A 25,370-nucleotide genomic window follows, 5' to 3' on the forward strand; every position below is an offset into this window, starting at 1 on the left:
AGAACTTTGCTTCGCCTCTGAGAAGTGAATGAGCGATTATTAAAACAGTTTGCCAGACAATTTCTCTAGGTCGCTGTTGAGAGTTTTGAGATCACTTTCAATGAAATGGCTCATCTGCTTGAATTTGGCTTGTTCAGACTCTGTTGCATTTATGACACCTTCTATGAAACCTTCTGGCAATTTTGGACCAACCACTTTTTGAAAGTCGGCGTTATTGAGAATATTGGCGGTGTCGTTAAGTTCTCTCTGGCGGTTCACAATTTTTTGGCTCAGTTTCTTGCCATAGTCAGACAGCGCAGCGCAGATTGCCCCCACCGCGTCGCCCGACACGATGTTGCCAGCCCCCGCAGGCGTAGCGACGGCCGCTTGCGACGGCACGATGACCACCATGCCGGGCGTCAACGTAGCCGATTCGCTCAGATGAGGATTGGCCGCCAACGTAGCGGCCATGATTGAGTCCAGCTGCGTGGCTGATAGCTCGCCGTATAGTTTGGTGATCACTTCTTTGACGGTCTTTTCGTTGCTTATGACGGTAATAGGCATATAAGAAGCTCCCAATTCATGATACGATAACGTTGAGTAACTTCCAGGGGCCGTCCAGTAGTTGGCTCTTCTTGTTAAGAATAATAAAGATATTACCCATAGTGATGTTGCCGACAACGGTGTAGAAATTACTCTCAAAGATATTGAGGGCCCCTCCTCGCTCGCTGTTTCTCCAGAGCAGCTGGTTATTCGATGCGATGACGGTAGCGGCGCTCAGCATCACCATTGCGACAGCATTTCCATCTAAATCTTTTTCGGCGGTTGTGGCTTCGAAATAATTGTCGGAAAAGATACAGCTTGCGACACCCATTGCGACCACGAGCGGCAATGTTATCTCGCGGGCTGTACCTTGATTGCCACGAATGGAAAGGCTCTCCGGCGGTGCAGCGGACAGCGTTTGCAGCCGCGAGCCTGTTAACAAGTAGAACCCATTGTCCATGGGGAATATAGTCGCGCCAGCCGCGAACAGGAAGTTCTCCCGGGAGGGTGGCATGATCCGGATCGCATGCCATTGCGATGGCACCAGGTTGTCCGCTGTGCTACGGGAGATGAAGTTCTCGCTGAGCACCGCACGGGTGTACGGCGGTTGAAGTTCAATGCCTGCGACATATCCTAGGTGCTCTTGTCTCGGCTTCCTCGGCCCCAGTTCGCTCAGGCGGTTACCCGAAATGCGGACATCGCCGCTAGCGGCCACCCGAATGGCGACACGGTCGCTCGCCACCCACGCATCTCCGGCAAAGTTGTTCACGATATTGCCAACGATGTCCACCTCGCGCGCGGCCAGGACCTGGATGCCAACCACCGATCCGCCCTGGGGATCGTAGCCCTCGGCGATGTTCAGCAGCTGGTTGTTTTCGATGGATAAGTGGCTGCTCGCGCCAGCCTTGACGAACACGATGCCGCCATATGTGTGCTCCACGACATTTTGTTTGATGATGGCCGAGCCAACTGGTACCTGCACCTCAATGCCGTTGCCCGGAAACTCGGCAAGTCGATTGCTGGTAATCCAGACATGCTCAATACCAGATGGATCTAGTCCGGCCGCCAGCACTATGCCGTTACTGCTCCCGATGCCATTACTGATTTCGCGCGCCCTGCTACTGCGTATCTCATTGTCGGTAATGCGCAAACCGTCGACCCCGGCGACGATGCCATTGCCGGCGACGTACAGGCTGTTGGCATCAATGCGGAAAGACGAACCCAGCAATGCCCCACCCTGCGCGACGAAGCCTGATTCTCGTGATCCCAAGACAAGGTTGCGGGAGAGGGTGTTATCTCCGTAATGAAAAGACCCCTTGCCCATTTGCAGCCCTACACGGTTGCACACTAGCAGGTTGTCGGAGATGGACAGGCTCGCGGTGAGTAGTCCCTCTTTGCTCGAGACCTCTGGGTTAGCCATGCCCCCCGTGATGCCGACGTCGGCTACGATGGCACATTCATGCACCCGCGTGTCCAGCGCGTAGCCGTCGAGCTTGACAGCGGCACGGCCGACTCCTGAGGAGAGTGCCAGGAGATAAAGATGATCCAGTTCAAGCCCCACCGTGTTGCTGGCGGTAACCAGATCCTGATTCGCGCCGCCGGCAACGGAAGTCTCACCACCGGTGGCCGCTCCCGCACCCACGACCGCAAAGTCTTCGAGAACCACGCCCAAGCTGTCCTGTATAGCTATAACCGGACCGGTGGAGACAAGCACCGTGCGCCATCCCTTGCCACGAATGCGCAGGGAGCCAGCACCATTGATGCGCAATGGTCCGCTGAGGCGATAGATGCCGGCACCAAGGCAGATCACTCCGCCCTTCCCGGCGAGCTTGCCGATGGCGTCCTGAATGGTGGTCGTGTCATCGTTGTGCCCCCCTACCGTGACACAGACATCGCAGGAGCAGCCTTCGCCTGCGGTGGGCTCGGGTGGCCAAAATACCCGGCAGTCACTCACTGACTCGGGAGAGTTCACCACCGCCAAACGAGCGTAGTGATGATGCGTACCCAGCGGCGGCGCGTGGTCGAGCGGTTCGATCCAAGCATCCGCCGTGCGCGCCGCGAAGGACCAGCGGTCGCCGACGTGGAAACTGCCACCGCTATCGTCGGGGTCGCCGACGAGGTCAAACTGCACCTGGATGCCGTCTTCGAGGCACAGCGTGGTGCCCATTGGCGGAACCGGGATGAGGCCGGTGCTCCCGGCAGCGTCGAGGTCACAGAACACCGTGCCGTCGGCGCGCAGTACCTGGCCTGACTGATCCCAGCGGCGGATACGCGTGTGACGTGCGGGGTTCGTTTCGTCCTGCGCTCCGGTCGGAAAGGCGCCAAGCGGTAGCGCCGTATCAAGCACAATTGTGCGTGTAGCATCATCGACGCCACCACCGAGCTTGATCCGCCGCATCTCGCCGGGCTCGCCATGCAGCTCGCGCACATCATCGGTGATCTCCACCCAATCGCCATCCGAGAAGCGCAATAGCGCATCGCGGCCGACGGTGTCGACGACGATTCGGTTGCGTGCCGCGTTGATCTGGCTGATCAGGCTCTGCACCGTGCCGTTATCGCGCGACCACTTGAAGGTGGCCTTACCCATTACACCGTCATCATGAATCTCGACCCGGTAAAGCTGATTTTCCAAACCTTTGTAACCACCGCTGGGGGGAATCAGGCAGGGGTTCGGCGAGGCCGCGACACTGCCAGTAGAAGTGGTCAAGCGGGCCGCGGACGGACGAATCACATCGCTCCAGCGAGGCACATCCTTATCCGGCGTATCGCATAGCGCGGATCCAATTTTGGACAGCACCTTGACCTGCCACACCGTCTGAAGCCGTGCGGTGGTGTCGACGCCGACCGCCTTTTCGACCAGCTCGGGGTGCTGCAGATAGGTGACCTCGCGTTGCCAGACGTCCAGATATACGAGGAACGGCTCACCTTCAGGCAGGGACAGGGGCTTAGGGTAGTAGTAAGGTTGCTGCGTGTAGTTGATTGCGTCACGGCCCGTCTGCTCGGCAAGCCGCGGGTCCCACTTCTTGGGGGCTGCACCATGGTTCTCGGCAAGAATGCCATCAACATAGATGCGCCCCACACCAATGGTGAGCTCTCCATCATTGAAATCGATGCGAAAACCATCGGGCGTGACGCGGGGCACCACGGTCTGCTCGAAGGTGTCCAGAGTGCCGGCCTGGATGCGGCGGATCAGTTGGGAGACGAACTCGTTCCAGTCGGCATCCAACTGCACCCGCCCCTGCTGCATGACGACACCCAGAAAGTCATTCCAGGAGTTGAAGGTAAATCGACTGCAATCGAAACTCATGGTGCGCCCCTTGTCAGATCTCGAAGAAAACGCCGGATTCCAGCCCCGCACGCAAATACTCGGCCAGGCGCAGGCGCACATTGGTTTCTCGTGCGGTTGCGTGAAGATGATGAAATGCGCCCATCTCGTCCTCGTCCTCGGCGCCACGCCGAATGGTTGCGTCGGTCGCTTCCGACAGTCGGCAATAGATGGGGGTCCCGTAGCGCAATGACATCATGCGTGGCGCAGGGTAGCCGTTGTTCTGCGGCAGGCAGTGGTAGCATTGTGGCACGCGTGAACCGGTAGGAAGCCAGGAGAAGCGCACGCATCCGGTCTGCTTCTGTTCTGCGAGAACCGGCGCGGTCCACCCATCGCCCGCTTCGAGCTCGGCCAACACCAGGCTGTTTGAGATCAACGGCATGGAGACGGCATGCAGTTTGCCGATGGCCGTGCAGCCCATCAGAGAAAGGCGGGCCCCCGCCGACCTGCCATCCGGCGCGGCGAATGCCACCCCGTTGATGACTGTCGCGTCGATGACGGAATCAAAGGCCGATACATTGCCGTCCGGATGCGTGCGCAAACCGCCGACTATGGAGCGCGTAAGCGTCAAGTGCGTGTCCGCAATGTCCACGATCACGCTTGGTTCACCTGGATGCGCAGGTTCGCCGTTCGGATTCAGCGACCAGCCGGGCACCAGTGTCGTATGGACGATGCTCAAGCGTGCCAAGTGGTTATCAGTCGTCGCTGGTACGTGCAGATTGTGGCCGCTAACGAGTAGTCCGTTGAGCGCGAATTCGCTATCGACATCCCCCTTGACGGTGAATCCGCCGGTCAATACCAGTGACGCCCGTCGCTCGTTTTCGCTGCGCAGCTCGATGTAACCGCCCGCCTTGACATGAACGGTCAGCGTCTCCTCATAACGGCCGTTGTCCGTCACAACCACCACACCGTCGCCGTTCAACTGGTCGAGTGCCGCCTGAATGGTGGCGTGGTCGTCGGGCACGTGCAGGACCGTCTGATTGGGCTTTGCTCCAAAGCTCGCCGTGCGCTCGTACTCTCCTCCGCCCATCTGTGCGCTGAAGCCATAGTGATATGACACTTCCAGCCGTGTGATCGGCGCTGCGGGTGCGGCCGGCAACGCAATGCGGCCCAACACCGGGTCGATGGCAATCTTGCTATCGGGCAGATGTGCCCAGGTTGCGCCGTCGTCGCCCAGATTGCACACACACACGCCGGTAACCGGCACCGGTGTGGGGTCACCGTTGATGTACACCGCGAGACTGAGGTCCTGGCCGTAGTAGGTCGGCAGAGCGGGGAGTTTGGTGTCTATGTCTTGGTCCAGCACTCTCCGTGACAAGGGCATCGGCACATTGAACGGCTCGGCAATGTGGGTAATCCGCTCCTCGGACTCGGGGCGGTTATAGAGCGGCATGTCATGGTTGAGCGGGCTCACGCGCCAACGCCTGGCATCCACCGGATCCGCCTGCACGGCTGGCGAACGAGTGGATGGATACGCATCGACCGGCCAGAGGAAGAGTCCGACGTTGGGAATGTTATGGCGCCCCCGTCTGCTGCTTATCCGGCGCACATCCACGGTATGCGCCACAGTGTCGAAAGCGCTGCCGATGCGCTCCAGCGGCTCCCACTGGCGCAAGTCAGGAGCGTAGTGATTGCGTGGCCGGACATGGTTCATGTATTGCGTAGTGGCGAGCGTTTGGAAGAACTCCACGGCGCGGGCGTTCCAACCGGTCACATCACGCGCCAGCTGCTCCAGCACGGCGGCAGTGCCCTTGCGCCGACGCAGCGCGATGGTATGGGCCACTTCTGCCCGCGGGCTGCCAACCCCCAGCACCTCGCCGTAAAGGGGCCGGTAGCCAATGAGATCGCCGATGTAGGGCACGACCCAGTCGGCGCAGGTTTCGATGAACTGATCGTCATACAACTGTTCGATGTTCTCTTCCATCACCGCCAATTGTTCGGCAATGACGGCGATCAGCGCACGCAACGGTCCACCCAGCTCCTCATCGCGGATCCGATGAATCGCGGGTAGCAGGCGATAGAGCGTCTCGGCATCGAAGCTCACGGCATGACCTCCAGGATGAGTGGGCCGGCGTCGAGCGTCAGCAGTTCCGCGGCCTGCGGCAGTGCGGTGAGAGAGGTTTCAGGCAGCCGTGCGAACAGACGCGGATCCAGACGGGGCGTGACGCCCTGATCGGGCCGATACAGTTCAATCACATTCACGGCCTGCACGCTGGCCACGCCGTGCAGGACGGCCACCACTTCATCGACCGACACCTGTTGCCCGAAATGCCGCGCGGCGAAGCCAAAGGCGCTGCGCAACGCCTCCTCGGCACGCTTCAGCACCATGTCGGTTTCGGCGTCGGGAGCCACTTTGACGGCGGCACGCAGGCGGAACGTCGCTTGCCGATAATTGGCCAGACGCAGGGGGAGCAAGGCGTCGCCATAGCGTCTCAGCGCTGCCAGCAGATTGCCGGCACTGGACTCATCGACCGCCTCACCCGCCGTACCCGCCACCGTCACGAACACGCCGCGTCCCGGCCCAGCCGCGATCCAGGTGGCATGTGCCTTGGCGATGCCGGCGAAGCTTCGGGAGAAATCCTCGTAGTCCTGCACGGAAACAGCACGATCCAGCGTGAGAACCGTGAGCGGCGCGTTCGCACGCGCGGTGTCCATGGTTTCCGCATCCTGACCGCCGCGGGCAGGTTCCGGGTTGGTCACGCCGCTGATGCCGAGCGGGCGCGTGAGCAGATTGCCCAGCTTGCCGGCGGAGACGTTGCCGCCGGCGCCGATGCCTTTGCGGTAACGGGCGCGGATATTGTCCTGCCCACTGGGCGGACGGGCGCCTTCTATGCCGTCGCCGAAGGTCACCGTGGTATGGCCATTGTCGTCGATCGCCGTGGTGAAGACGCGATCGTTTGGCCCCTGCTCATACAGTGAGGGTACCTCTTGCCATAGCAAGTCGTTGACGCGAAGAGCCAGCGACGACAGGCGTCCGCTAGCTGTACTGGCGCTCACATGAGTGACGGGTGACTGCCGCAACATGAATTGCTGGTCCGGCTTGCCGGCTGTGCTACTACCGAGGATTTCGTTGACCGTCTCACCATGGGTCGCCGGAGCTACATTGGCGTTGACCCGCACGCTCTGGCGATCATAAACATGCTGCGTGGCGGTTTTCAGATGCAGCGTGGTGCCATCGCGGCCGTGCTCGACCGCACCGACCTTCTCGTCGATGAAGACGATTTCCGCCAGGGTCTTGTCCTTCTCCAACGCCGGCTGCAGGAAGATTTGGTCACCCGTCACATCAAGTATGCCGATCGCACCGTCACGATCACGCAAGCTCAGGCGGAGCAGTTCAGCCTTTCCGACTGACGCACCGAGTTCCTCCGGTGACAGTTGAACGGTCGTAAGGCCATCCCGCTTGAGCGGTACCGCAATCATTTGCAGCGAGTCATACGGCATTAGGGGCACAGGGGAACCGCCGCCATCCAGCGTCAAGGTCAGTCCCTGGGCGGCAATGCCGATGCGTTGCAACTTGCCGCTCAGCGCCAGCGCTTGTTCAGGAGCCAGTGCCTTTTGCAGGCTTCCGAAGGTGAGCTGCTGGCCGAACACCGGATACTTCAGTGGACGTGCCGCGACGGCCAGCTCTTCGCCCTGCGCCAACACCAAAGTGCCCTGAATGGTGCCGCTCGTCGGGATGTCGCCGTCCAGTGTGATACGGGTAACCTTTCCGCTGAGCCCGAAGTCAGTTCGCGACAGCACCGATACCGCGTTAACGCGAAAGAGTTCCACGTCACCAGGCAGTGAAGTGCTGCCGTCTGCCCCGTGCGATACCAGCACCACCCAGCTGTTGGCCGTGATCTTGGGGTAGGCGGCATCAAGATCAATTGATTTCCCGCCGATTTTGTAATTCTTCCATTTCATACCTGCGCCGGCATTGATGTCGTTCACCAAGGTGGACAGCGCGGTTCCTCTACGCCCCATCAGGCGCGGATCGGGGGCGTTGTAGCCGAACACCGCTGCGCGTTGGCGCAGCACGTAGACCCGCGGCGAGTCCTGTGCCGGGAGGGTCGAAGTGCTGCCGAGGCCTTCGTGCCAGCTGACGCGGGTGATGCCTTGCGCGATGTCGGGCTCGACCTTCGCCACGATCCGGACATCCCATCGTTCGGAGCGAAGGGCCACCGCGCGCTCCTGCCCGACGATGAGCAGCGCGTCGCCCGGCACTAGGCCGGTCGACACGCCGGAAAGATAGAGGTCGGTGTCGTCGCGTTGCGGCTGCCAGGCGATGGTGGTTTGCATCGGCATGGCGTTCCAGGTCGCACGCGCCTCAATCGTCTCCACCGTTTCGAAGGTCTGGGGTTGTTCATTGGGCCCAGGTACGCTCTGCACCCGCGTGCCCGTCGGCACCGGCACGGGAGCCAGCGCTTGCCCCGGCAGGCCGGGCGCCTCCTGCAAGGAAAACGCCAGCCAGGTCGAGGCGGCCACCCCGGGTGCGAGCTGGTAGCCGACCAAGCGCGCCAGTTCGAGAATCGAGCGGCGCTCGCTCGCGGTGCGCAGGAAGTTTTCGTTGGCGATACGCTCCTGGTAGAAGCTCAGCACGTCCAGTAAGGTGGCCGCGGCATCGCACAGCGCGATCGTGAAGTCATCGTCAGCACGGGCGGTGAGCCGCGCGAGCGCCGGGAAGTCGGTCGAGGACAGCCGCGCCAGCAGGGAGGCGCGGAAATCGCCGTGGCGCCCGACGCGATAGGCAATCGAGGGCAGACCGGGCCGGTTGTCGAGTCGCTTCGGCGTCTCCGCTTCCAGGCCGGCACAACAGCCGCAATCGTCGTTCTCGTCCATGCCGTCACCTGTGGATTACTTGCCGCCGTGGAGATGGAGCCGCAACACGCCCCGCTCCGGGAAATTGACGTCATTGTCGAGCCGGGCTATTTCCAGTCGCCCCAACCTCATCACGCCCTCGTGCAGCGCGCGCAGGTCGTCGGTTTGACCCTGCCGCCCAAAACGGGTGATCTCGACCGTCTCCACCCCCGGCACGCTACGCGCAGCGGCATAGATCGTGCTCAGGTACACCGCTTGGCCGAAGGTGAGCTCATCCGGATGGAACAAGCCGCGCCGGCCGTCAGGCAAATCCCGTTTGCCCAATACCTGCAGCAATGCCTCTTGGACGTCGCTACGGAAATGATCCGATGTCACGCATACCGTCATTTCTAGCTCCAGCGGCACATAGATCGGGTCGTTGAAGGCGACGTCGTGGCCGGCCATGCGATAGGGCTCGACGAAGTCATCGAGCTCTGCGCGGTAGTGATCGTCCATCGCTTCGCCGCCTTCGCGGTCGATCGTGATGAATAGGGTGTGCCAACTGCCGGTCCAGCGCTGGGTGGCGGCTGCACGCTGCACATCGTCGAAGCGTTCGGTGACGGCAGCGTAGTCGTCTGGCGTCACGGCGCGTTCCTGGATGCGGAAAGCCTGCGGCGCCCGGCGACGAATCCGCTCCGCGCCCTCCGCCTCGCTGCCACCGCGCGCGGGAAGGGGGTTGCGCACTGCGGCAAGCCGTACGTCATCGGTCACCACATGCGCGAGCGCGTCGGCGCCGATATTGCCGGCCACCCCCTGCCCGATCCGGTAGTCGACAACGAAACTCATACCGCTTTCGGGCCGGCGGCCGTGTTGGCCATCACCGAAGCGCAGAGAGGCAGAGCCGTCGTGCTCGCTTTCCACCACGAAGTGGAGGTCCTCCTCCGTGCTATTGAGAAGATCTCGCTGCGCCCCCCACGATTCCTGTACAGGTTTGCCGCCGAACTCGCTGGTACTGGTGAGCCGAACGACCGGTAGCACGTCGGCGTTATCCCATTTGAAGGCCTGCGTCGCCGGCGCGTTGGGGTCAAAGACCTGACGTATGCGCATCCTGCGGCCGGGGACGACGAGGAACTTTTGAATGGTCGCGGCATGGGTCAACGGATACTTTGCCAGCCCCGGGCGGTAACGCACCGGCAGGGGCTCGGCCGTGGGCGGCAGGCAGTGATCGGCGCTTTGCACGACCGGGAACCGCAGGCGTGCGCCGGGCACAGCGCCGAGCGACTCACCGAGTACGGTCAGGCCGTGGTCGGCCAGTATGATGTTGCCGCGCACCACGCTGACGTCGTCGATGAAGCGCGCGCCATGTTCGTCATCGGTTCGTGCGGAGATGCACAACGCGAAGGGCAGCGCGTCGGCGCTGGCCCACTCGATCTCGGTGATCGGCGCGTCATTGAGGGGGTCGACCAGTGGATTGGCGTCATCCATAAGACGAATGGCCGTCAGCCGCACCGCATGACGATGCGCGGGGTCGGCATCGCTGGCCACGCCGGTAAACGGCCCCTTCACTTCTTCGAAGATCAGCACATCCCCCACCTGCAGCGTATCGAGGTGCCCTCTCAATGTGGCCGACATCGCGCCCTTGGGCAGGCAGCAGCGACGGTCGCCCCAGGTGTAGAAATGCATCTCGTGGTGAGTGGCATAGAGCGTCACCGTGGTCGAGGCATCGAGTTGCAACTCGCCCTGCGGATGCAGCGGCTCGAACACCGTCGGCTGGGCGGCGAAAGCGTCACGATTATCGCGCGAGAGCGGGTCGGCAGCGATGCGCGCGGGCAGCCGTGGCACGCGCGACAGGAAGCTCAGTCCAGTAAGCTGGACGGTGGCATTCGGAACACCTTCCTCCAGCACCAGCTGCACCCAGGTTCGGGCGTTGCTGCCTTCATGCAGTGCGTAGTCGACCAGCAAGGCATGACGGCGCAAGGAGGTGCGCCGCCGCGCCGTCTCCAAATAGGCCTCGGTGGCGACGGCGTCCTGCCAATAGCTAAGCTGATCGCCAGCGTAGGCCAGCAATTCCACCAGCGTGACACCGAGATCGGCCGGCGTACCAGCCCGCCAAGCCGGCAGCAGCTGGGTCATGCGGTCCAACATCAGGCGACGAAAACTGGCGTAGTCCTTGGCCAGATAGTTGATATCCGGCACCGGGATGGCAGATTCCATGCAGGTATGGCAGGGCCGGCAATCGAAGTCGCTCGGACATTCGACCTTGAACGAAAACGTTACCCCCGCCAGCCGCGGATCGAATCCGGACGGGGCTCGGGTATCGGTCTTCGAACGTTGCAGACCCAATTGATACGGCGAGTAGTCGCCATTCGAATCGGTACGCACCAACAGCACGTGATCCGCCGAGGGCAAACCCTTGAAGAAGGTCTGCTCGGCGGCCGTGGTGAAAGGGGCCACCGGCGGGCTGGCGGCAACGGCGATCCATTCGATGTGCACGTCGCGTACCCGCTCGCCACCGGTCAACCGGACATTGTCCAAGGTCAGGGCAGGCGCCGGCTTCAGACAGCGCAATAGCAAGGTGCGCTGGCGAGGGCTGCCAGCCGGCGCATCGCCGTCGAGTACTTCGAGGTAATCGATGCCGTTGAGCGTCGGGTGTTCATCGACCGCATTGCGCCGCAGTTCGTCGCAGCAGGTATAGCGCGTCATGAGCCGATTCCTCCTCGCTCGAAGGTCTGCTGCTGCCTCACCTGGCTGCGGCGGATGAGGTATTGCACGGTCACGCGCAGCGTGGAATCCACGGCTTCCACAGCCACATCTTCGACGACGACGATGTCGCCCAGCCATTGCTGCAGCGCCCCCTGCACCAGCATCTGGGTGGCGGCGGCCAGCTCGGGACTGTTGGGAGCGAACACGAGCTGCATCACGCCGCTGCCGAAATCCGGCCGCATTACCCGCTCACCCGGCGAGGTGAAAAGCACCTGTTCGATCAGGCCGCGCACCCAGACTTCCTCTGAACACTCTGCGGTGCGTCCGCGTCCGTCGATGCTGTAGGGGTAGCTTAGGTTCATGATGTCCTCAGCTGGCGATAACCCGTGTCTGCGCTGCCACCGGCAACAACGGCGTGCCGTTCGGCGCGCAGATGGCCTGGCTGTCCATCAGCACCAAGGGCTGGCCGTTGGAGGTGACCCGGCTCGCCGCCACGATCCATTGCCCGGTGACGCAGGGCGACGGTGCGCCGCTGACGTTGAAGGCGCAGCCCGCCACCGTGTAAGGCGCGGCCATCGTGACGGTGGGCTGCCCGCTCACCATCACCCGCGGATTGGGCGCAGTCGGCATCGCGCTACCACCATGCGCGCACAGGACGGTGGCGCCGACATGCAACAGAGGCCCTGGCATGCTCTGTCCCTCCTCTACACGACAACCAGGGCGCCGTCGTTCACCGTGACATTCGGCCCGACCATCACGATGCTGGCGCCCTTGCCGTTCTGGATGTAAATGCCGGTGTCATTGACGATGATCGAGGCACCGGTGGTGCTTTTCAGCATGATCCCGCCGGTCGGCCCGGCCAGATCGGAAACCGTCAGGCCGTTCTGCAACGGCGTCTGGAAGGTGATGGCCGACAGCGGCGGCGGCGTCTGTTGCGACAGAGCGGGTAGCTCTGCCGCCGTGCCCCAGAAGCAGCCGACCCAGATCGGATAATCGGGGTCGCCTTGCTCGAACTCCACCCACACGCCGGAGCCGATGAGGGGCAGCGCCACCATGCCGTTCTGTATCCCGGCGATCGGCACGCAGGGCATCGCCCAGGAACCGGGCGCAAGCGAACTCACGTCCGGCACCTGCACCTGCAAGCGCCCCATCTGCATCGGGTCGAGGTTGTTGAGCACCGAGCCGCGGTACTTGCCGAAGAATTTTCCTGACTCGTTCATGGCACCACCCTCGGAACAATAGAGATCAGGCCGTTGCGGGTAAGGTTGAAGCGCTGTTTGAATTCGCCGCGCTTGAGCGTACTGGTCACGCTCTTCACGTAGTACAAGCCGTCATAGGCCTGGCCCGCGCCACGCACCCCGACTAGCTGGCGCGCCTTGAGCAGCCGGCCATAGCGCAGCACGTCGAGGCTGCCGCTGGCGCTGACCGAGTCCTGCGAGCGTGCCGCCTCCGCGACCCCTTGGCCGATGGCCTGGACCGGGTTGAGCTTGGCCGTGTCCTTCATCAGCTTGACATTGGCCAGCGGGGTCGACAGCACGCCCAGCGGCGGCTGCAACGGGTTGAGATTCGGAATCGGGATCGGGATTGGCACCCGCGTCGCCGGGTTCTGGATATACACGACGGGCAACACCCCCTTGGTGGGGTCGAAACTGAAGTTCAGCGACTCCACATTGGTATGCGCATCCATGTCGATGTTGAGTGCCGGCTGCGGCACGCCCGCCTTGATTTCCGGTCCGAAATAGGCAATGTTGGTGCCGGGTGCCGGACCGGGTTCGATGTAAAACACATAGCCGGCCTCCTGCGCCAACTGCTGCAGATAGTGCAGATCGGTACCCTGGTGACTCGGGATGCGCTCGATCGGAACCGGCACATCCAGGAAGATCGGCGGAATCGGCAGGGGGATAATGCCGAAGGCGGCGTACTTGGCGCAGATCAGCGCCACGCGTGCCGGCACCGGCATGGCCGGATAGGGCAGCCCGCTGAAGTCGGACATGTCCATCACCTTGGTCAGGTCCTCCCCGGTGACGGTGATGCTGCCCGGGGCGCCGTTCTGTCCGGTCTGCACCTCCACATTGGTCATCACGCCGTCGAACAGCACGCCCGGCGTGCCGTTCATCGTCACCACCAGCATCACGCGCAGCGCCGGCGTAGTGGGGCTGATATTGCCCCCTGCCGCGACGAGAAAAATAGTGTTCAGCTGCGAGCGGCTGTCGATCTGCAGCTTCAGCTGGAACCCGCTGGCCGAACCTGCTGAGGTGGTAACCTCCACGCTCTCCAACGCATCGATCACGATGCGTGGTGCCGGCAGCGGCACCACTGGCCCCATCAGCAAGGTGAGCTGGATGCCGCTAATCATTGCTCACACCCGGAATCCCCTCGGGCAGCGTGATGCGCAACCGCCGCCCGATAGTCTCGACGAGTTCATCGGGGCGCAGCGCGCCGTTGGCGTCGCACAGCCGCCAGTACTGCTCGGGGTCGCCGAGATAGCGCTGCGCGAGGTTGTCGAGCCGGTCGCCTTCCACCACCGCATGTTCCTGCAACAGCGCGAAGCGCTCCGGCGGCGGCACGAAACGGCGCTTGAGATACGCGACGTTGCAGCCATCCGGTGTCGTCAGTACCGATGTACCGAGCCCGTGATAACGGCTTGACGCTGGAAAGACCGGCGTCTGCAGCGAGTTCGCTTCGAGGAATGCCTGTACGGGATCGATCATGGAATACCCCCGATGCCGAGCATGGAGAACTGGCCGGCGGCCGCCATGCCGGCCAGCTGTTCCTTGGTCTGCAGATAGTTCATGAACAGGCTGCCGCCCTTGTGGGCGAAGCCGAGGTCATCGACGCTCAGCACGCGCAGACCGAGGCTCACCTTGGCGCGCAGCGGGTTCAGTGCGGGATCGAACGCCTCTTCGGTGATGCTGAAATCCGTCACGCGCACCGGCACGATGCGGGTCTTGCTCCAGACGAAGAGCGCCAGCGGCGTCTCCATCGGCACGATCTCGAGCGTGCCGGCGTTGGCCAGATTGTTGTTCGTATTGAGCTGACTGCTGGTCGGGTACAGCAGCAATTCCAGCGCCGCCAGTTGCGGCTGGATGCCATGCTCGACGGTGGCACGGTTCTGGTCCGGAAATTCGAGCTGATCGGCCGCATCGATCTCCGCGTCGAGCTTGTATGATTCGACCGCCGGCCCTTTCAGGCGCATCACGTCGGAGCGATTGCTCCCCTCGCCGCCCACGCTCTGCACCTGGAAGCTGCGCGTCAGCGAATCCGGGTTGTACTGCAGCGCAATGATGCGCTGCACCTGGGCCGACGTCGGGTCGATCAGCACGAGACCGCCTTTGAGGACTTTGGGGGAGTTCGAATAACCGCTCATCGTTGCAGGCTCCCGTCATTCAATCCGGCACATGACCAAAGCCCAGCAGCTTGTCCATGCGGCTCAGCACGTAGGAAAAACCCTGCACCTTCGGGCTACGGTTCCCTTCGATGGTATAGAGCATGCCGTCCTGCAGCTGATGAACCAGGCCGACATGGCCCAGCCAGCCGGTCAGCTGCACGCGCCACCACACGACGATGTCGCCCGGTTGCGGTTGGTAGCCACTCTGCGGCGCCTGCGCCCAGTTGCGATCCTTGAATTCCTGCAGCAAATCTCTTGCGCCCGGGTCGTAGGGAAACGGCATCGCCGTCTTATTGCCGCCGCTGGCCTGCAGAAAGCACCAACTGACGAAAGAGGCACACCACGAATTTCCCTCATTGAGCCCGGCCGGCGCGAGATACTTTTTTACCCAGGGCCCGCAGTTATTGCCGCCCACTTCGCCCGCCCCCGCCTTGAGTTCGCCGATGGCCGCTGCCAGCGCGGCACGCCCGACAGCACTGCCCCCTTTGTCCGCCGAGGGCAGTTGTAGAAAATCGATAGCGTTCAGTGTCGCGATGTCCGGCTTCGGATGATTCAGGCTCCACCAGGTGAGCGGGCCAACCTTGCCGTCGACCACCAGCGGCTGGCCATGCTGATCCAGGTTCTGCGCTTGGAAGGCGCGCACCGCCTGGTATGTGCGCGTGTCGAATACACCGTTGATGTCGGTGGGACAGCCGCTTTGGACGAGCAACTTCTGTAAGTCAGTGATCTGTTTTCCTTGATCGCCCTTCTTAAGCACTGTCATCACAAGTTCTCCCTGATTCCACTGCTATTTCAGATAGTGTTCGGTAAAAAATTGAACATGTCCTTACGCAGTTCGAGACAGCTCCATTCCGGTCAAAGGCAGTGATTGCGCCAACGCTATTCGTTAAACATCCCTTCTACCAATGTAAAACGGTGGTCCGTTCCGGTCCGTCCCCTATTTACGCAGAACATGTCGCTTGGGTTGTGCCTTATTTAGGTGCGTCCAATACAACGCTGTCTTCACGACCTACGTAGTGGTCAGGCTGCAGCACCACTTTCCCATCAGCACTCACCATTGGCGTCGCGGTAACAAATTTGATCTTAAGATTGCTGCCATTGACCACCGTCACTTCGGCCTCGACACGCCCCATATACGTAGAGCCATCCTTGAACTTGCCGCGAAGCTCGCCGCTGATAAAGGAACCAACCGTTGGTTTGCCCTTCTTTTCAGGTTTCCACGTTACCCGATACGTCGCAGGGGGGAGGTCGGTGAAAGAGGACTTTTTAACCTTAGCCGCCAGCTCCTTGATCAGGTCTTCGGGAGCCGTCTTCTTGCTGCCGCTGACGGTGGGTCCTGTGGTAATTGTCACATTGGGCGGTGGGACCGGTGTCGGAGCGGGCGTAACGCTAGGGCCTGGCTTGTCGGCGGGCGTTGCAGTCACGCCGGCATCGGGCTTCGGCGCTGCAGGCTTACTTAGTTCCGCCAGAACTGCTTGCAGCGAATCAAGTATCTGGTCCGCAGTTTCGTCCTCCACTGCCTTCCTTTTTTCGAGCAGCTTCGTGACCTGATCGGCGGTAAGGCCCGGCGGCATCATGCTGAGGAAGCGCTGGACCTGGGCATCAGTCAACTTCTTAGTCTTCGGCCCGCTGCCGAGCAGGCCGTTGAATAGATCGCGCACCGGCATTGGCGCTTTGGCCAGTTTGTCGCGCGTCGGCTGGCTGAGCTGAGGGGTCGCATCCATGGCGCCCGTGTCTTTTAGTTTGCCGCCAGTAGCACCTTCTGTCTTCAGCGTATCGTTCTCTTTTGTTTCTGCGGCCTTATCGAGACCAGCGCCTGACGACATATCGCTGGTGCCAGTGCCTCCAGTCTTACCGGACTTGGCAGCATCTATCGCTTTGCGCAGTTGGTCGACAGTCTGGGATGGCTGGCCGGTAGCCTTGGCTGTCTTGGAGTATTCCGTCAAAAACTCAAGATCTTCAGGTGTAAAAACATCGGGATTATCGCGGACCAGCTCCAAGGTACGCCGAGTCATCTCCTCTTGGAGTTTTGACCCATCGCCAGTGCCCGCGGCATCCTCGGCCAGTTGTTTGAGTAGCGGATCGCTCTCGATCAACTTCTTCATTTCGGCTGATGGTGGTGTGCCGTTAGTGGTCATGGCTTTGTAGAGCAGCTCAATCGGCGATTTACCATGACCTGGTTTGGCCTCAACACGGTCGGAATAGAAAATGATTACCGCAGCAGCAGCGGCAACTTCAACGTAGACTGCCGCCTTGCCTAACATCTTGCCCGCAGCACTTTTGCCTGCAGCTTGAGCGGCACGACGTGCAGCCGCAGCCTCAACCATTTTGCGCCAAGCGAGTTGAGCGGCACGACGCTCGGCTTCTTTGATAGCTTGTTGACGAAGGTAGGCGATAGCTGCAGCAGTAGCGACTCCACTTACTCCAATGGCTACTTCAGGGAGTACACTGCTATCATCTTTTTCGACTCCCTGAGCCTCGGGTTTCTGTTGAGGTGTAGTCTTTTTCTCGTTTTCTTGGTTCTGCTCTGGCTTAGCCACCGGCTTCGCTAAATCCTTCTTCTTTTCTTGTTCGTCTTTTTTTCTACAGCGACACTGTGGATCTCTAACGAGCGTCGACCACGGAGGTTCACAAAAATATTGATATATCCCTGACTCGGTTAGCTTTACATGTATCAGCTGCGGCGGACATCCCGGTGGGCGGTTAGGGTTGAAGAAGGGTAACGGAGCTGCCGGTGGGGCATCTCTCATCCGAAATACTTCGTCGTACTCAAGTTCAGGGTTGGCCAAAAATTCACGTGCATAATCCTGCAGTTGTTTCCTGGCTATCCCTACTTGAAGGCCAGCGTCGTCCATTGGCTTTATTTCGCCGATGTGCATAATTTTGTAATTGTTTTTAACGGTCTCATATGAGAGATCGACTTCTGGTATAAAAGGTGCTCTCTTTTCCTCTTCCACAACTCGAATTTGGTGCTCCCCAACGATATTTGGGTTACTCGCCGCCATGGCTTCCTGGATTTCCGCATGGGCGATGGCTCCGGCCACGCGTTCGTTCATACATATACCGCACCCACCCGCGGAGCCTCTCAGTGCCTGACGCTGCATAATTCCTACAACAGGCGACAGACTAAGTTTTTCACGGCCCTGACCATCACGAAGCCCAACCGAGCCTGACTGCTGCACTACATGCGTCAACTCGTGGGCTATCAACCTTCTTCCCTCAAACGTCCCCGGTGAATACCGACCCGCACCGAACACGACGCTGTGACCTACCGTATACGCATTCGCGTTTGCTTCCCTTGCCGATTGTTCGGCTGCCGGCCCGGAATGCACCCGCACTCGCGAGAAATCGTGGCCGAAACGCTGTTCCATGTCCTGTCGTAGCGCTGGTTCAAGTGGCCTGCCGGGGCTAGCCAGAACGCGGTCGACGCTGGCGGGGGTCGTATCCGCCTGCCCGCTTGCTGGTCCCGCAAAACGCTGGATGCGCGGTGCAGCGCCGCGGACGGCGGCATGGGCCGGCGCGGCCAATACCTGATCGGCGACCCGGTCGGCTTCCTGCTCCAGCGGGTCATTGCTCGCTCCTATGGTCAGTTTGGCCTGCACGCGCTGCTTGCTCTTGCATTGCTCGCATTCGCCGCTCAGTGACGATGTCGGCGAACCACAAGCGCATTTGCGTTGCAGCAGCCATCCCGCGCGGGTCGAATTGCTCAATGACGCCGTCTTGGCGGCTTGGGTCTGCAGTGGTGCGGCAACACTCATGATCTGCTCTCCTAGGCGATGCCACGCGCGGCTTGTGCCCCACCTTGGAATGGCCTTACCTGCGAATTCATACGGCCCGTGCCGACTTTGGGTCGTGGTAAATCCCCTTTAGTGACCAGATATCGTGAGGCATCTCGGTCCGGTGCGCCGAGAGGTCTAGCCTCACGACCTTGTCTCATTTTCTGGCGTCACTCACGGTTCCAAGGCAAAGCCGGTGATGGGCCCGCCGTCGTACTGCACCTCGAACATCAGCGTGGCGAAACGCTTCCCGCCCGGCGCGGCGAACAATGAGCTGAACTCCGGCAGTCCACGGACCATGGTGGAGAGTCGGGATTGCAGCTGTTCTCGGTTGGCGAGATCCTTCGGGACCTCGCCCAGGTCGCGCGGTGTCGGCTGTCCGGCGATGTCCCAGTGCAAGAGAGCATGGTTGCGACTGTCGAGCTCGATGGTGTAGGTCTTGATGGAGGCGTTGGCCGCAATCTGCGTCGCGTAAGCTTTTTCGATCGTGGCGCGGATGTCCTTGGTCGCAGCGGTGCGTTCCTTCTTAGTCTTGCCCGTGCGTTCGGCCTCGAATCTGTTTCGGAACACCATGTCGGACAGGCGCGAGCCGAAGATCGCCCCGGTGGGGACGGGCTCGCCCAGCACGCGCAGCATCTCGCTGAAATACACGTGCTCGCGGCGCGCTTCAATCTCGCTTTTCAGGTCTTCCTCTCGGGTGGCCACATGTGGGGCTTTCTGGCGGGCGAACACCTGTTCCGCCTCGCGGTCCTGGAGGAGGTGTGCATATTCATGCAGCAGGTCACTGGCCAGCACGGTGCGTTCCTCATGCGACGCGAAGGGCCGCAGGTGCATCTGGTTGTTGGCGTAGTCGTAGGCAGCCGCCTCAACGCCGGTAACGGGCTGGTCGAAACGTACGACGAAGTTGGGAGCTGCGAGGTCGGTGACGAGTTGATCGAGAACTCTCAAAGCGCTCTGGACGTAAACATTGTCGGCGACGAGCCACGCCTCTCCCCCGCTACCGGAAGCGACCAGCGCCCGCAACCGGGCAGGCAAGCCGGTCATGTAGGTCCGCAGATCGTCAAACATGGCCTGCTCGGCCCCAAGAACCCGGGTCCGGGCGTCGGGCAGGTTGGCGGCCGGCGGCCGCTCACGCGGCGGGATGATGCTCTCCATCGCCTCGCGGTAGGACAGGGTACCGCGACGTCGCAAACCGGCTTCGTCGGCCTCGCGCTCCAGCGGGTCTGAGTCGTTGATCCATGGCGGGCGCCGCTGCAAGCCGGTTGCGCGACCTTGTCGCTGCTGGACGACGTGGGTCAGCTCGTGGGCCAGCAGCCCGTCACCGGCTTCGGTGTCTGGTGAAAACCGTCCAGCTCCAAACACCACATTCCGCCCCACTGTATACGCCAATGCATTCAACGCCTGCGCCGATTTCGCCGCCCGTGTATCTGTGTGTACTCGCACGTGGCTGAAGTCGTAGCCGAAGCGCTGTTCCATGTTTTGTCGGAGCGCTGTCTCGAGCGGCCTGCCGGGGCTAGCCAGAACGCGGTCTACGCTGGGCGGCGCCAACTCCGCCTGCCCGCTCGCTGGTCCCGCAAAACGCTGGATGTGCGGTGCTGCGCCGCTGACGGCCGCATGGGCCGGCGCGGCCAATACCTGGTCGGCGATCCGGGCGGCTTCCTGCTCCAGCGGGTCGTTGCTCGCGCCTATGGTCAGTTTGGCCTGGACGCGCTGCTTGCTCTTGCATTGCTCGCATTCGCCGCTCAGCGACGATGTCGGCGAACCACAGGCGCATTTGCGTTGCAGCAGCCATCCAGCATCGGGCGAATTGCTCAAAGGCGCTGACTTGGCGGCTTTAGTCTGCAGCGGTGCGGCGGTGCTCATGGCTTGATCTCCTTGCCGATACCGCGTGCCACTTCCGTCCCGACACCCTGTGGCCTCGAGCCCGGATCGATTTGAATACTGCTCACCCGCATCCGCGACCTATTTCCCACAGCCATCAATTGTCGCGTGGCCTGCGGGTCGGCGAAAAGCTGGGCCAGCTCCCGCTGCAAGCCCTCTGCAATCGCATGCCGGTCTTCATGGTGAAAACCCTTGAGCACCAGGCTATCGATGTGCACGATGACGCGCTTCATATCCACCCCCGCGTTTCCGTGTCGGACAACGGACGATCGCGCTTGCCCGCTTCGTGATGGGCCGCTTGCAGCAGATGGGCCATGCTAACGGGCTCACCCATCTCCGCCGCCAGGAAGGCCGCGTTGAGCGCGATGCTGCGGATGTTGCCGCCCGCCACGCTAAGCCGTGCCAGTTTCTGGTAATCGAGCCCATTCAGCGGCGTGCGCGCGGGAAAGATCCTGCGCCAGATCGCTTCGCGCAGGGTCTGGTCGGGAAACGGAAACTGCACGACAAAACGCAGGCGGCGCTGGAACGCCGGATCCAGCGCCGTTTTCAAGTTGGAGGTGAGGATGGCCAGTCCGCGGTACGCTTCCATGCGCTGCAGCAGGTAGCTGACCTCGATATTGGCGTAGCGGTCGTGGCTGTCTTTGACTTCGCTGCGCTTGCCGAACAGCGCGTCGGCCTCATCGAACAGCAGGATCGCCCCGCCCTCTTCCGCGGCGTCGAACACGCGGCGCAGGTTCTTCTCCGTTTCGCCGATGTATTTGCTGACCACCGACGACAGATCGATACGGTAGAGATCGAGTTGCAGTTTATTGGCCAGCACTTCGGCGGCCATGGTCTTGCCGGTGCCGCTCTCGCCGGCGAACAAGGCGCTGATGCCGAGCCCGCGCGTCCCCTGGTCGGCGAAACCCCATTCGAGGTACACCGTGAGGCGGTTCTTCACCTGGGTGCCGATTTGCCGCAGCGTGGCTTTTTGCGCCTCAGGCAGGATCAGGTCATCCCAGCCGGCGGCCACCTCGATGTGCTGGGCCAACTCGCCGAGCTTCGCATGGCCCATCGTACGGCAGGCTGCCCAAATCGCCGTGTCAGCGTCGTCGTCGGCCGCCAGCGTAGGCGCCAGTTGTGCCCCCTGCATCTGGATCGTGCGGGCGCTGAGTCTGAACTGACTGGCAACACCATCGAGGGCGTTGTTGAGTCGAGTGGCGCCATCGCCGAGCGCCTGTTGCCACAGCTGCTTCTGCTCGACCGCGTCGGGCTTATTGATGGTGAAGCGCAGGGCGGGCCGCTCGAGCGGTTGCGGCTGGCTCGTGCTGACGAAAACCAGGCCGCGTAACGCGTCGACTAAACGATAGGCCGCGTGCGGCAAGACATCGGCGCCGCCACCCACCAGCAGGGCACCGCCGAGCAGTACGGCTTCGCGCTCCCAGAGCGTAGCGAACGCCTCCAGCTCTGCGTGGTCGGCCGGCACGTCCTCCGCGCGCAGGGCGTGCAGTTCCAGGCCCAGTGCCGCTGCGACCGCCGCGGCCACATCGCTCTGCCCCAGTGCATCGTCGCCGGTCAGCCATACCGCTGGCACCCCGTTCCCGGTCGTCATTTCAAGCGCGTTGTGCACGGCATCGCAGATGGCACGATGCGCGTCGGCCATCACAGTGGGCGGCGTCAACGGGCGCAGCAGGCTACCCAAGCGGACGTCGAGATAATTCACCCCGGCCAGGTAATGCAGGATGCGCTCGTCGATGCGCAGGCGGCCTTGTGCCACGCCCGCCACCTGCTCGACTTCCACCAAGCGCCAGCGCCGTAGCGGACGGACGGGGGCGAGCGCACTCCAGTGCGGTTCGTCCAGAGCGGCCAGCGCCAGCCCGAAGGTCGGGCCCGGCCGGCGAAAGTCGCCTGAGACCACCGTACATTGCGCGGCCAGTTGCGCATCCATCTCCACACCTGCGCATAGCAGCAGCACGTCACGCTCGAAGGCGCTGAGACCGAAGCAATCCGACAGCTGATCGATCGCAGCCGGTGCCGGCATCGCTGCACGGGCAGTTTCCAGGGCCGATGCGGGGCGCAGTGCATTGCCCACTAAACCGAATCGTTGTTTGAGCCGGGCAAACTCGGAAGGCTGTGCATCACCCTCGGTACCAAGCCGCTGTTTGAGCCGTTCAAACTCGGCCACCAGCAGCTGCTGATTGGCATCGGTCCAGGCGAGGGAGGGGTGCGGGCCGTTCATGTGATGTTGATGCGCTGGTTGTAGAACACGGGCGGCGACTTCGACCGGTCGATGATGGGGCTGTCGAGGCCATCGATACGCAGACGCGCCAAGTGTTTGCCCACCGGCGCGTCCGCAACCACAAAATCAAGCGAGTTGGTCGGCGCGACGAAGGTTTCCGGCATCACTTCACGCTGATCGAGAATGAGCGAAACGGTCTGCCCAGGGCGTAGATGCGGTGTGAATTTGAGCGTGAACCTTGCGGTCCCTGCGCCGTCGCGTGCCACGTCGACGGGTAGTCCGGTGATCTGCGGTACCAGCACCAGCGCCAGCCTATTGGTCTGCCTAGGGTCCGCCTCACCAGACCGCACTAACCGCGCGGAAACTCGATACAAGCCGGCGGGGAAATCCGCCGAGCGCGCCATCGGCACCGCGAATTGCAGCAGCCCCGCCGCGCTATTGTTCGAAGCCGGCAACACCTGTGTGATGCCGAGGCGATCGTTTTCCAGCAACACTTCCCGCGCGCTGCCATCGAGGTGAAAACCATTGAGCGACACAACGTCATCCAGCCGCGCCATCGGCTCCCCCCCCAAGGCGGACACGGTCTGGATGATGGGGAACGGTGGCAGCAGGTTCGGCTGAACGACCACACCACGCTCACGTCCTGACGCTGGGTCGACGGCGCCGCGCGAGAGTACCGGCAACACCATCCGTGTCGGGAGCACCGACTGGATGAGCACGACTGACACCTGGTAGGCCGCGGTCGGTCGGTAATGCGTCTGCAGCGCCGTCCAAAGCCGCGACATCTCCTCGGAACCCATCGTCGCCGGCGTGATGCGGATCTGTTCGAACTGGTCAGCCAGCCCGCAATCGGCCAGCGCACGCAGGGCCGGCGGCAGCGTCGCGCCTACTGCAGGGGACGGCGACAATGCGGTGCGGATGGCATCTCGAGCAAGCACGGGGGTTTCGTGCAGCAATTGCATGGCGTAGCCGAGGAGGATTTCGGCGTGCAGATCTTCGGCCCCGTAGGCGCTGATGAGGTAGTGCAGATCGAGTGCCAGCGGCGGGTTGGAGAGCCGCTGCGCACCCGAGGCGTCGCGCGAGGGGAGACCCTCGTTGCGCCAGGCGGCATTGGGCGTGACCTGGTGCAGGAACAGATTGATTTGCGTACCTTCCACGCCGTTGGTCGGAATCACACGATCGGGCGGCAGGGCGCTCACGGTCACGGTGTTGCCCACCACGCCGCTGACGTTGTGATTGATGATCCCATCGTTGAGCAGGTCACGCAGAACGGCGGTCACACCTGCGATCGCGAGCGCGGTACTCATGGCCCACCCCGCTGGCGACGTGCGAGGTATTCGTCCAGCGACATCGGTTGGCGTCGTTCCGTCGGTGCTCGCTTCTCTGGCGCGGTTGCCGGCACTGCGCTGACCTCGATGCGGCCGATGGTCACGTGGACTTCGGTCGGCATGGAATCGCCTTGCTGAGCCGACTGCGGCGGGCCGTTGCGGATGGCCGACTCCGCGGGACTCATCGCCCCATCGGCGTATACCACAGGGGTTCGTAACGACGCCCGATCTGACGCTGTGGGCTCAGCGTCGTGCATCAAGCGAAAATCATCGTCAAATGCGTGCCCTTGGATCCCTCTGAGCGGATCGCTTGCAGTGGCCATGGAAGCGGGAAGCGCCCGTTCCACCGGCTCGGAGCGGATACCTTCGAGGGCGAAGTCTTCTTGGGTGTGGCTCGGCCATTCCCGCACGGTCGTGGATTGGGAGAGATGGCCGTTGGATGGCTCATCATCGGCTTCACCCGTTGCAAGCTCTTGCTTCGGAGATGATGTGGGCGTGTGAGCAGACGCGACCCTTGACCCCGAATCGTGCTCACTTGGCGCCAGCCTTTGCGCCAGGGGTTCCGGTGGTGCCGATAATGTTGGTACTGTTGGGTGAGGCGTTTCGGCTTCGTTGAATAAAGCCTCATCCCTCGGAGGCGGCAAATCGCTGAAAGCCGCTGCGTTGAAAGGCAGACTCGCCTGAGGACGTGGAGCGGGTCCTTTTGCCTGCGCTCGCGTCAATAGTCGCGTGAAGTAGCCGTTCATGCCGTCACCCTATTAATGTAGGCGGCCCGGCGTTCGTCGCTGAGTGCAAGCACATCGCGCTCGGTCCAGCCGTAAGCGCGTGCCAGTAGGTGGATGTCGTTCAGCAGTCGGCACGCGTGGGCATCGATTTCCTGCCATAGGTAGCCGGCGATATCGAACGCGCCCGGCCATTCATGGCCACATTGCTCGCAGGAGAAATTCAGCACGATGTCGGCTGCACTGTCGGCTTCCGCCAGCACTGCTTCCATCTGGCCAATCTCTTCTGGAGTTAGGTCTCGTTCCGGCTGGTCGTGATCACTCATCACGCAGCGTCGCGCGAGGCAACGCACGGCGGATTCTAGATCGTGCTGCTTCAGGGCCAGCGCGAGATCCCGACTGTTAGGGGGACGCACCCGGATGCCATCCGCTTCGATGCAGGCGGGCGTGTGCTCACAACGCAAAGCCTCGCCGTCCAAGGCGAACTCCAGCCGGGTCGAGCATGCCGGACAATCGACATAGGCCGGCAAGCCGGGACCGAAGTTCTCGCAACGCAGAGCAAGCAAGGCTTGGTCTCGTGCGCCGATCGGCAGTTCCGCCAGTTGTTGCAATGTTTCACCGGGCCGCGCGGCAGCCATCAACAGCAAGGCGCGATCAAGGGGGTGCCGCTTCGCAGCCCGTTCCCACAACTCAAGCAATTGTTGCCGTGACAAGTGTGTCATGGTGCCCCC

General features: G+C 62.0%; 19 protein-coding genes. All 19 read right to left on the reverse strand.

Going from position 1 to position 25,370, the window contains the following annotated elements:
- Positions 1-39: 39 nt before the first annotated feature.
- The gene (locus QU481_RS09245; RefSeq protein WP_289829674.1) at positions 40-543 is read right to left on the reverse strand and encodes a hypothetical protein; all 504 of its coding nucleotides are present in this window, start codon (positions 541-543) and stop codon (positions 40-42) included.
- A 16-nt stretch (positions 544-559) separates the two neighbouring features.
- Positions 560-3,829, reverse strand: a complete 3,270-nt coding sequence (locus QU481_RS09250) for a DUF6519 domain-containing protein (RefSeq protein ID WP_289829675.1) — start codon at positions 3,827-3,829, stop codon at positions 560-562.
- A 13-nt stretch (positions 3,830-3,842) separates the two neighbouring features.
- Positions 3,843-5,891, reverse strand: a complete 2,049-nt coding sequence (locus QU481_RS09255; RefSeq protein ID WP_289829676.1) for a PDZ domain-containing protein — start codon at positions 5,889-5,891, stop codon at positions 3,843-3,845.
- Positions 5,888-8,665 (reverse strand): putative baseplate assembly protein, encoded by a 2,778-nt coding sequence (locus tag QU481_RS09260; RefSeq protein WP_289829677.1) that lies wholly within the window; start codon positions 8,663-8,665, stop codon positions 5,888-5,890. The genes QU481_RS09255 and QU481_RS09260 overlap by 4 nt, the downstream gene beginning before the upstream one ends.
- Before the next feature lie 15 nt (positions 8,666-8,680).
- Positions 8,681-11,326 (reverse strand): putative baseplate assembly protein, encoded by a 2,646-nt coding sequence (locus QU481_RS09265; RefSeq protein WP_289829678.1) that lies wholly within the window; start codon positions 11,324-11,326, stop codon positions 8,681-8,683.
- Complete coding sequence (locus tag QU481_RS09270) at positions 11,323-11,688, reverse strand: GPW/gp25 family protein (RefSeq protein ID WP_289829679.1); 366 nt, start codon at positions 11,686-11,688, stop codon at positions 11,323-11,325. Before QU481_RS09270 ends, QU481_RS09265 begins: the two co-directional genes overlap by 4 nt.
- Positions 11,689-11,695: 7 nt before the next feature.
- The gene (locus QU481_RS09275) at positions 11,696-12,016 is read right to left on the reverse strand and encodes a hypothetical protein (RefSeq protein WP_289829680.1); all 321 of its coding nucleotides are present in this window, start codon (positions 12,014-12,016) and stop codon (positions 11,696-11,698) included.
- Between the two features lie 14 nt (positions 12,017-12,030).
- A complete protein-coding gene (locus QU481_RS09280) occupies positions 12,031-12,546 on the reverse strand; it encodes a phage baseplate assembly protein V (protein ID WP_289829681.1) in 516 nt (171 codons plus the stop codon).
- On the reverse strand, positions 12,543-13,682 hold the full coding sequence (locus QU481_RS09285; protein ID WP_289829682.1) for a hypothetical protein: 1,140 nt from the start codon (positions 13,680-13,682) through the stop codon (positions 12,543-12,545). The genes QU481_RS09280 and QU481_RS09285 overlap by 4 nt, the downstream gene beginning before the upstream one ends.
- On the reverse strand, positions 13,675-14,037 hold the full coding sequence (locus QU481_RS09290) for a LysM peptidoglycan-binding domain-containing protein (RefSeq protein ID WP_289829683.1): 363 nt from the start codon (positions 14,035-14,037) through the stop codon (positions 13,675-13,677). Before QU481_RS09290 ends, QU481_RS09285 begins: the two co-directional genes overlap by 8 nt.
- On the reverse strand, positions 14,034-14,693 hold the full coding sequence (locus QU481_RS09295; RefSeq protein ID WP_289829684.1) for a hypothetical protein: 660 nt from the start codon (positions 14,691-14,693) through the stop codon (positions 14,034-14,036). The genes QU481_RS09290 and QU481_RS09295 overlap by 4 nt, the downstream gene beginning before the upstream one ends.
- A 19-nt stretch (positions 14,694-14,712) precedes the next feature.
- The gene (locus tag QU481_RS09300) at positions 14,713-15,471 is read right to left on the reverse strand and encodes a CHAP domain-containing protein (RefSeq protein ID WP_289829685.1); all 759 of its coding nucleotides are present in this window, start codon (positions 15,469-15,471) and stop codon (positions 14,713-14,715) included.
- 214 nt (positions 15,472-15,685) lie between these two features.
- Positions 15,686-18,472: an eCIS core domain-containing protein gene (locus QU481_RS09305; RefSeq protein WP_289829686.1), complete on the reverse strand. Its 2,787-nt coding sequence runs from the start codon at positions 18,470-18,472 to the stop codon at positions 15,686-15,688.
- A gap of 192 nt (positions 18,473-18,664) precedes the next feature.
- Positions 18,665-20,353, reverse strand: a complete 1,689-nt coding sequence (locus tag QU481_RS09310; RefSeq protein WP_289829687.1) for an eCIS core domain-containing protein — start codon at positions 20,351-20,353, stop codon at positions 18,665-18,667.
- Positions 20,350-20,604, reverse strand: coding sequence for a hypothetical protein (locus QU481_RS09315; protein WP_289829688.1), 255 nt, complete (start codon positions 20,602-20,604; stop codon positions 20,350-20,352). The genes QU481_RS09310 and QU481_RS09315 overlap by 4 nt, the downstream gene beginning before the upstream one ends.
- A complete protein-coding gene (locus QU481_RS09320; RefSeq protein WP_289829689.1) occupies positions 20,601-22,589 on the reverse strand; it encodes an ATP-binding protein in 1,989 nt (662 codons plus the stop codon). Before QU481_RS09320 ends, QU481_RS09315 begins: the two co-directional genes overlap by 4 nt.
- Positions 22,586-23,896 carry a Pvc16 family protein gene (locus tag QU481_RS09325; RefSeq protein ID WP_289829690.1) on the reverse strand — a complete coding sequence of 437 codons (1,311 nt, stop codon included), beginning with the start codon at positions 23,894-23,896 and terminating at the stop codon, positions 22,586-22,588. Before QU481_RS09325 ends, QU481_RS09320 begins: the two co-directional genes overlap by 4 nt.
- A complete protein-coding gene (locus tag QU481_RS09330; protein ID WP_289829691.1) occupies positions 23,893-24,039 on the reverse strand; it encodes a hypothetical protein in 147 nt (48 codons plus the stop codon). Before QU481_RS09330 ends, QU481_RS09325 begins: the two co-directional genes overlap by 4 nt.
- Positions 24,040-24,659: 620 nt before the next feature.
- Positions 24,660-25,286, reverse strand: coding sequence for a hypothetical protein (locus QU481_RS09335; protein ID WP_289829692.1), 627 nt, complete (start codon positions 25,284-25,286; stop codon positions 24,660-24,662).
- Positions 25,287-25,370: the final 84 nt, after the last annotated feature.

Source organism: Crenobacter oryzisoli (assembly GCF_030385785.1).
Lineage (GTDB): Bacteria > Pseudomonadota > Gammaproteobacteria > Burkholderiales > Chromobacteriaceae > Crenobacter_A > Crenobacter_A oryzisoli.

What these genes read in the sequence shown, in the direction of transcription:
- QU481_RS09310 (WP_289829687.1), bottom strand. Translation starts at nt 20,353, where the DNA reads ATGAGCACCGCCGCACCGCTGCAGACTAAAGCCGCCAAGTCAGCGCCT.
- QU481_RS09285 (WP_289829682.1), bottom strand. Translation starts at nt 13,682, where the DNA reads ATGATTAGCGGCATCCAGCTCACCTTGCTGATGGGGCCAGTGGTGCCG.
- QU481_RS09315 (WP_289829688.1), bottom strand. Translation starts at nt 20,604, where the DNA reads ATGAAGCGCGTCATCGTGCACATCGATAGCCTGGTGCTCAAGGGTTTT.
- QU481_RS09280 (WP_289829681.1), bottom strand. Translation starts at nt 12,546, where the DNA reads ATGAACGAGTCAGGAAAATTCTTCGGCAAGTACCGCGGCTCGGTGCTC.
- QU481_RS09290 (WP_289829683.1), bottom strand. Translation starts at nt 14,037, where the DNA reads ATGATCGATCCCGTACAGGCATTCCTCGAAGCGAACTCGCTGCAGACG.
- QU481_RS09295 (WP_289829684.1), bottom strand. Translation starts at nt 14,693, where the DNA reads ATGAGCGGTTATTCGAACTCCCCCAAAGTCCTCAAAGGCGGTCTCGTG.
- QU481_RS09250 (WP_289829675.1), bottom strand. Translation starts at nt 3,829, where the DNA reads ATGAGTTTCGATTGCAGTCGATTTACCTTCAACTCCTGGAATGACTTT.
- QU481_RS09320 (WP_289829689.1), bottom strand. Translation starts at nt 22,589, where the DNA reads ATGAACGGCCCGCACCCCTCCCTCGCCTGGACCGATGCCAATCAGCAG.
- QU481_RS09330 (WP_289829691.1), bottom strand. Translation starts at nt 24,039, where the DNA reads ATGCCGACCGAAGTCCACGTGACCATCGGCCGCATCGAGGTCAGCGCA.
- QU481_RS09265 (WP_289829678.1), bottom strand. Translation starts at nt 11,326, where the DNA reads ATGACGCGCTATACCTGCTGCGACGAACTGCGGCGCAATGCGGTCGAT.
- QU481_RS09245 (WP_289829674.1), bottom strand. Translation starts at nt 543, where the DNA reads ATGCCTATTACCGTCATAAGCAACGAAAAGACCGTCAAAGAAGTGATC.
- QU481_RS09305 (WP_289829686.1), bottom strand. Translation starts at nt 18,472, where the DNA reads ATGAGTGTTGCCGCACCACTGCAGACCCAAGCCGCCAAGACGGCGTCA.
- QU481_RS09325 (WP_289829690.1), bottom strand. Translation starts at nt 23,896, where the DNA reads ATGAGTACCGCGCTCGCGATCGCAGGTGTGACCGCCGTTCTGCGTGAC.
- QU481_RS09270 (WP_289829679.1), bottom strand. Translation starts at nt 11,688, where the DNA reads ATGAACCTAAGCTACCCCTACAGCATCGACGGACGCGGACGCACCGCA.
- QU481_RS09275 (WP_289829680.1), bottom strand. Translation starts at nt 12,016, where the DNA reads ATGCCAGGGCCTCTGTTGCATGTCGGCGCCACCGTCCTGTGCGCGCAT.
- QU481_RS09260 (WP_289829677.1), bottom strand. Translation starts at nt 8,665, where the DNA reads ATGGACGAGAACGACGATTGCGGCTGTTGTGCCGGCCTGGAAGCGGAG.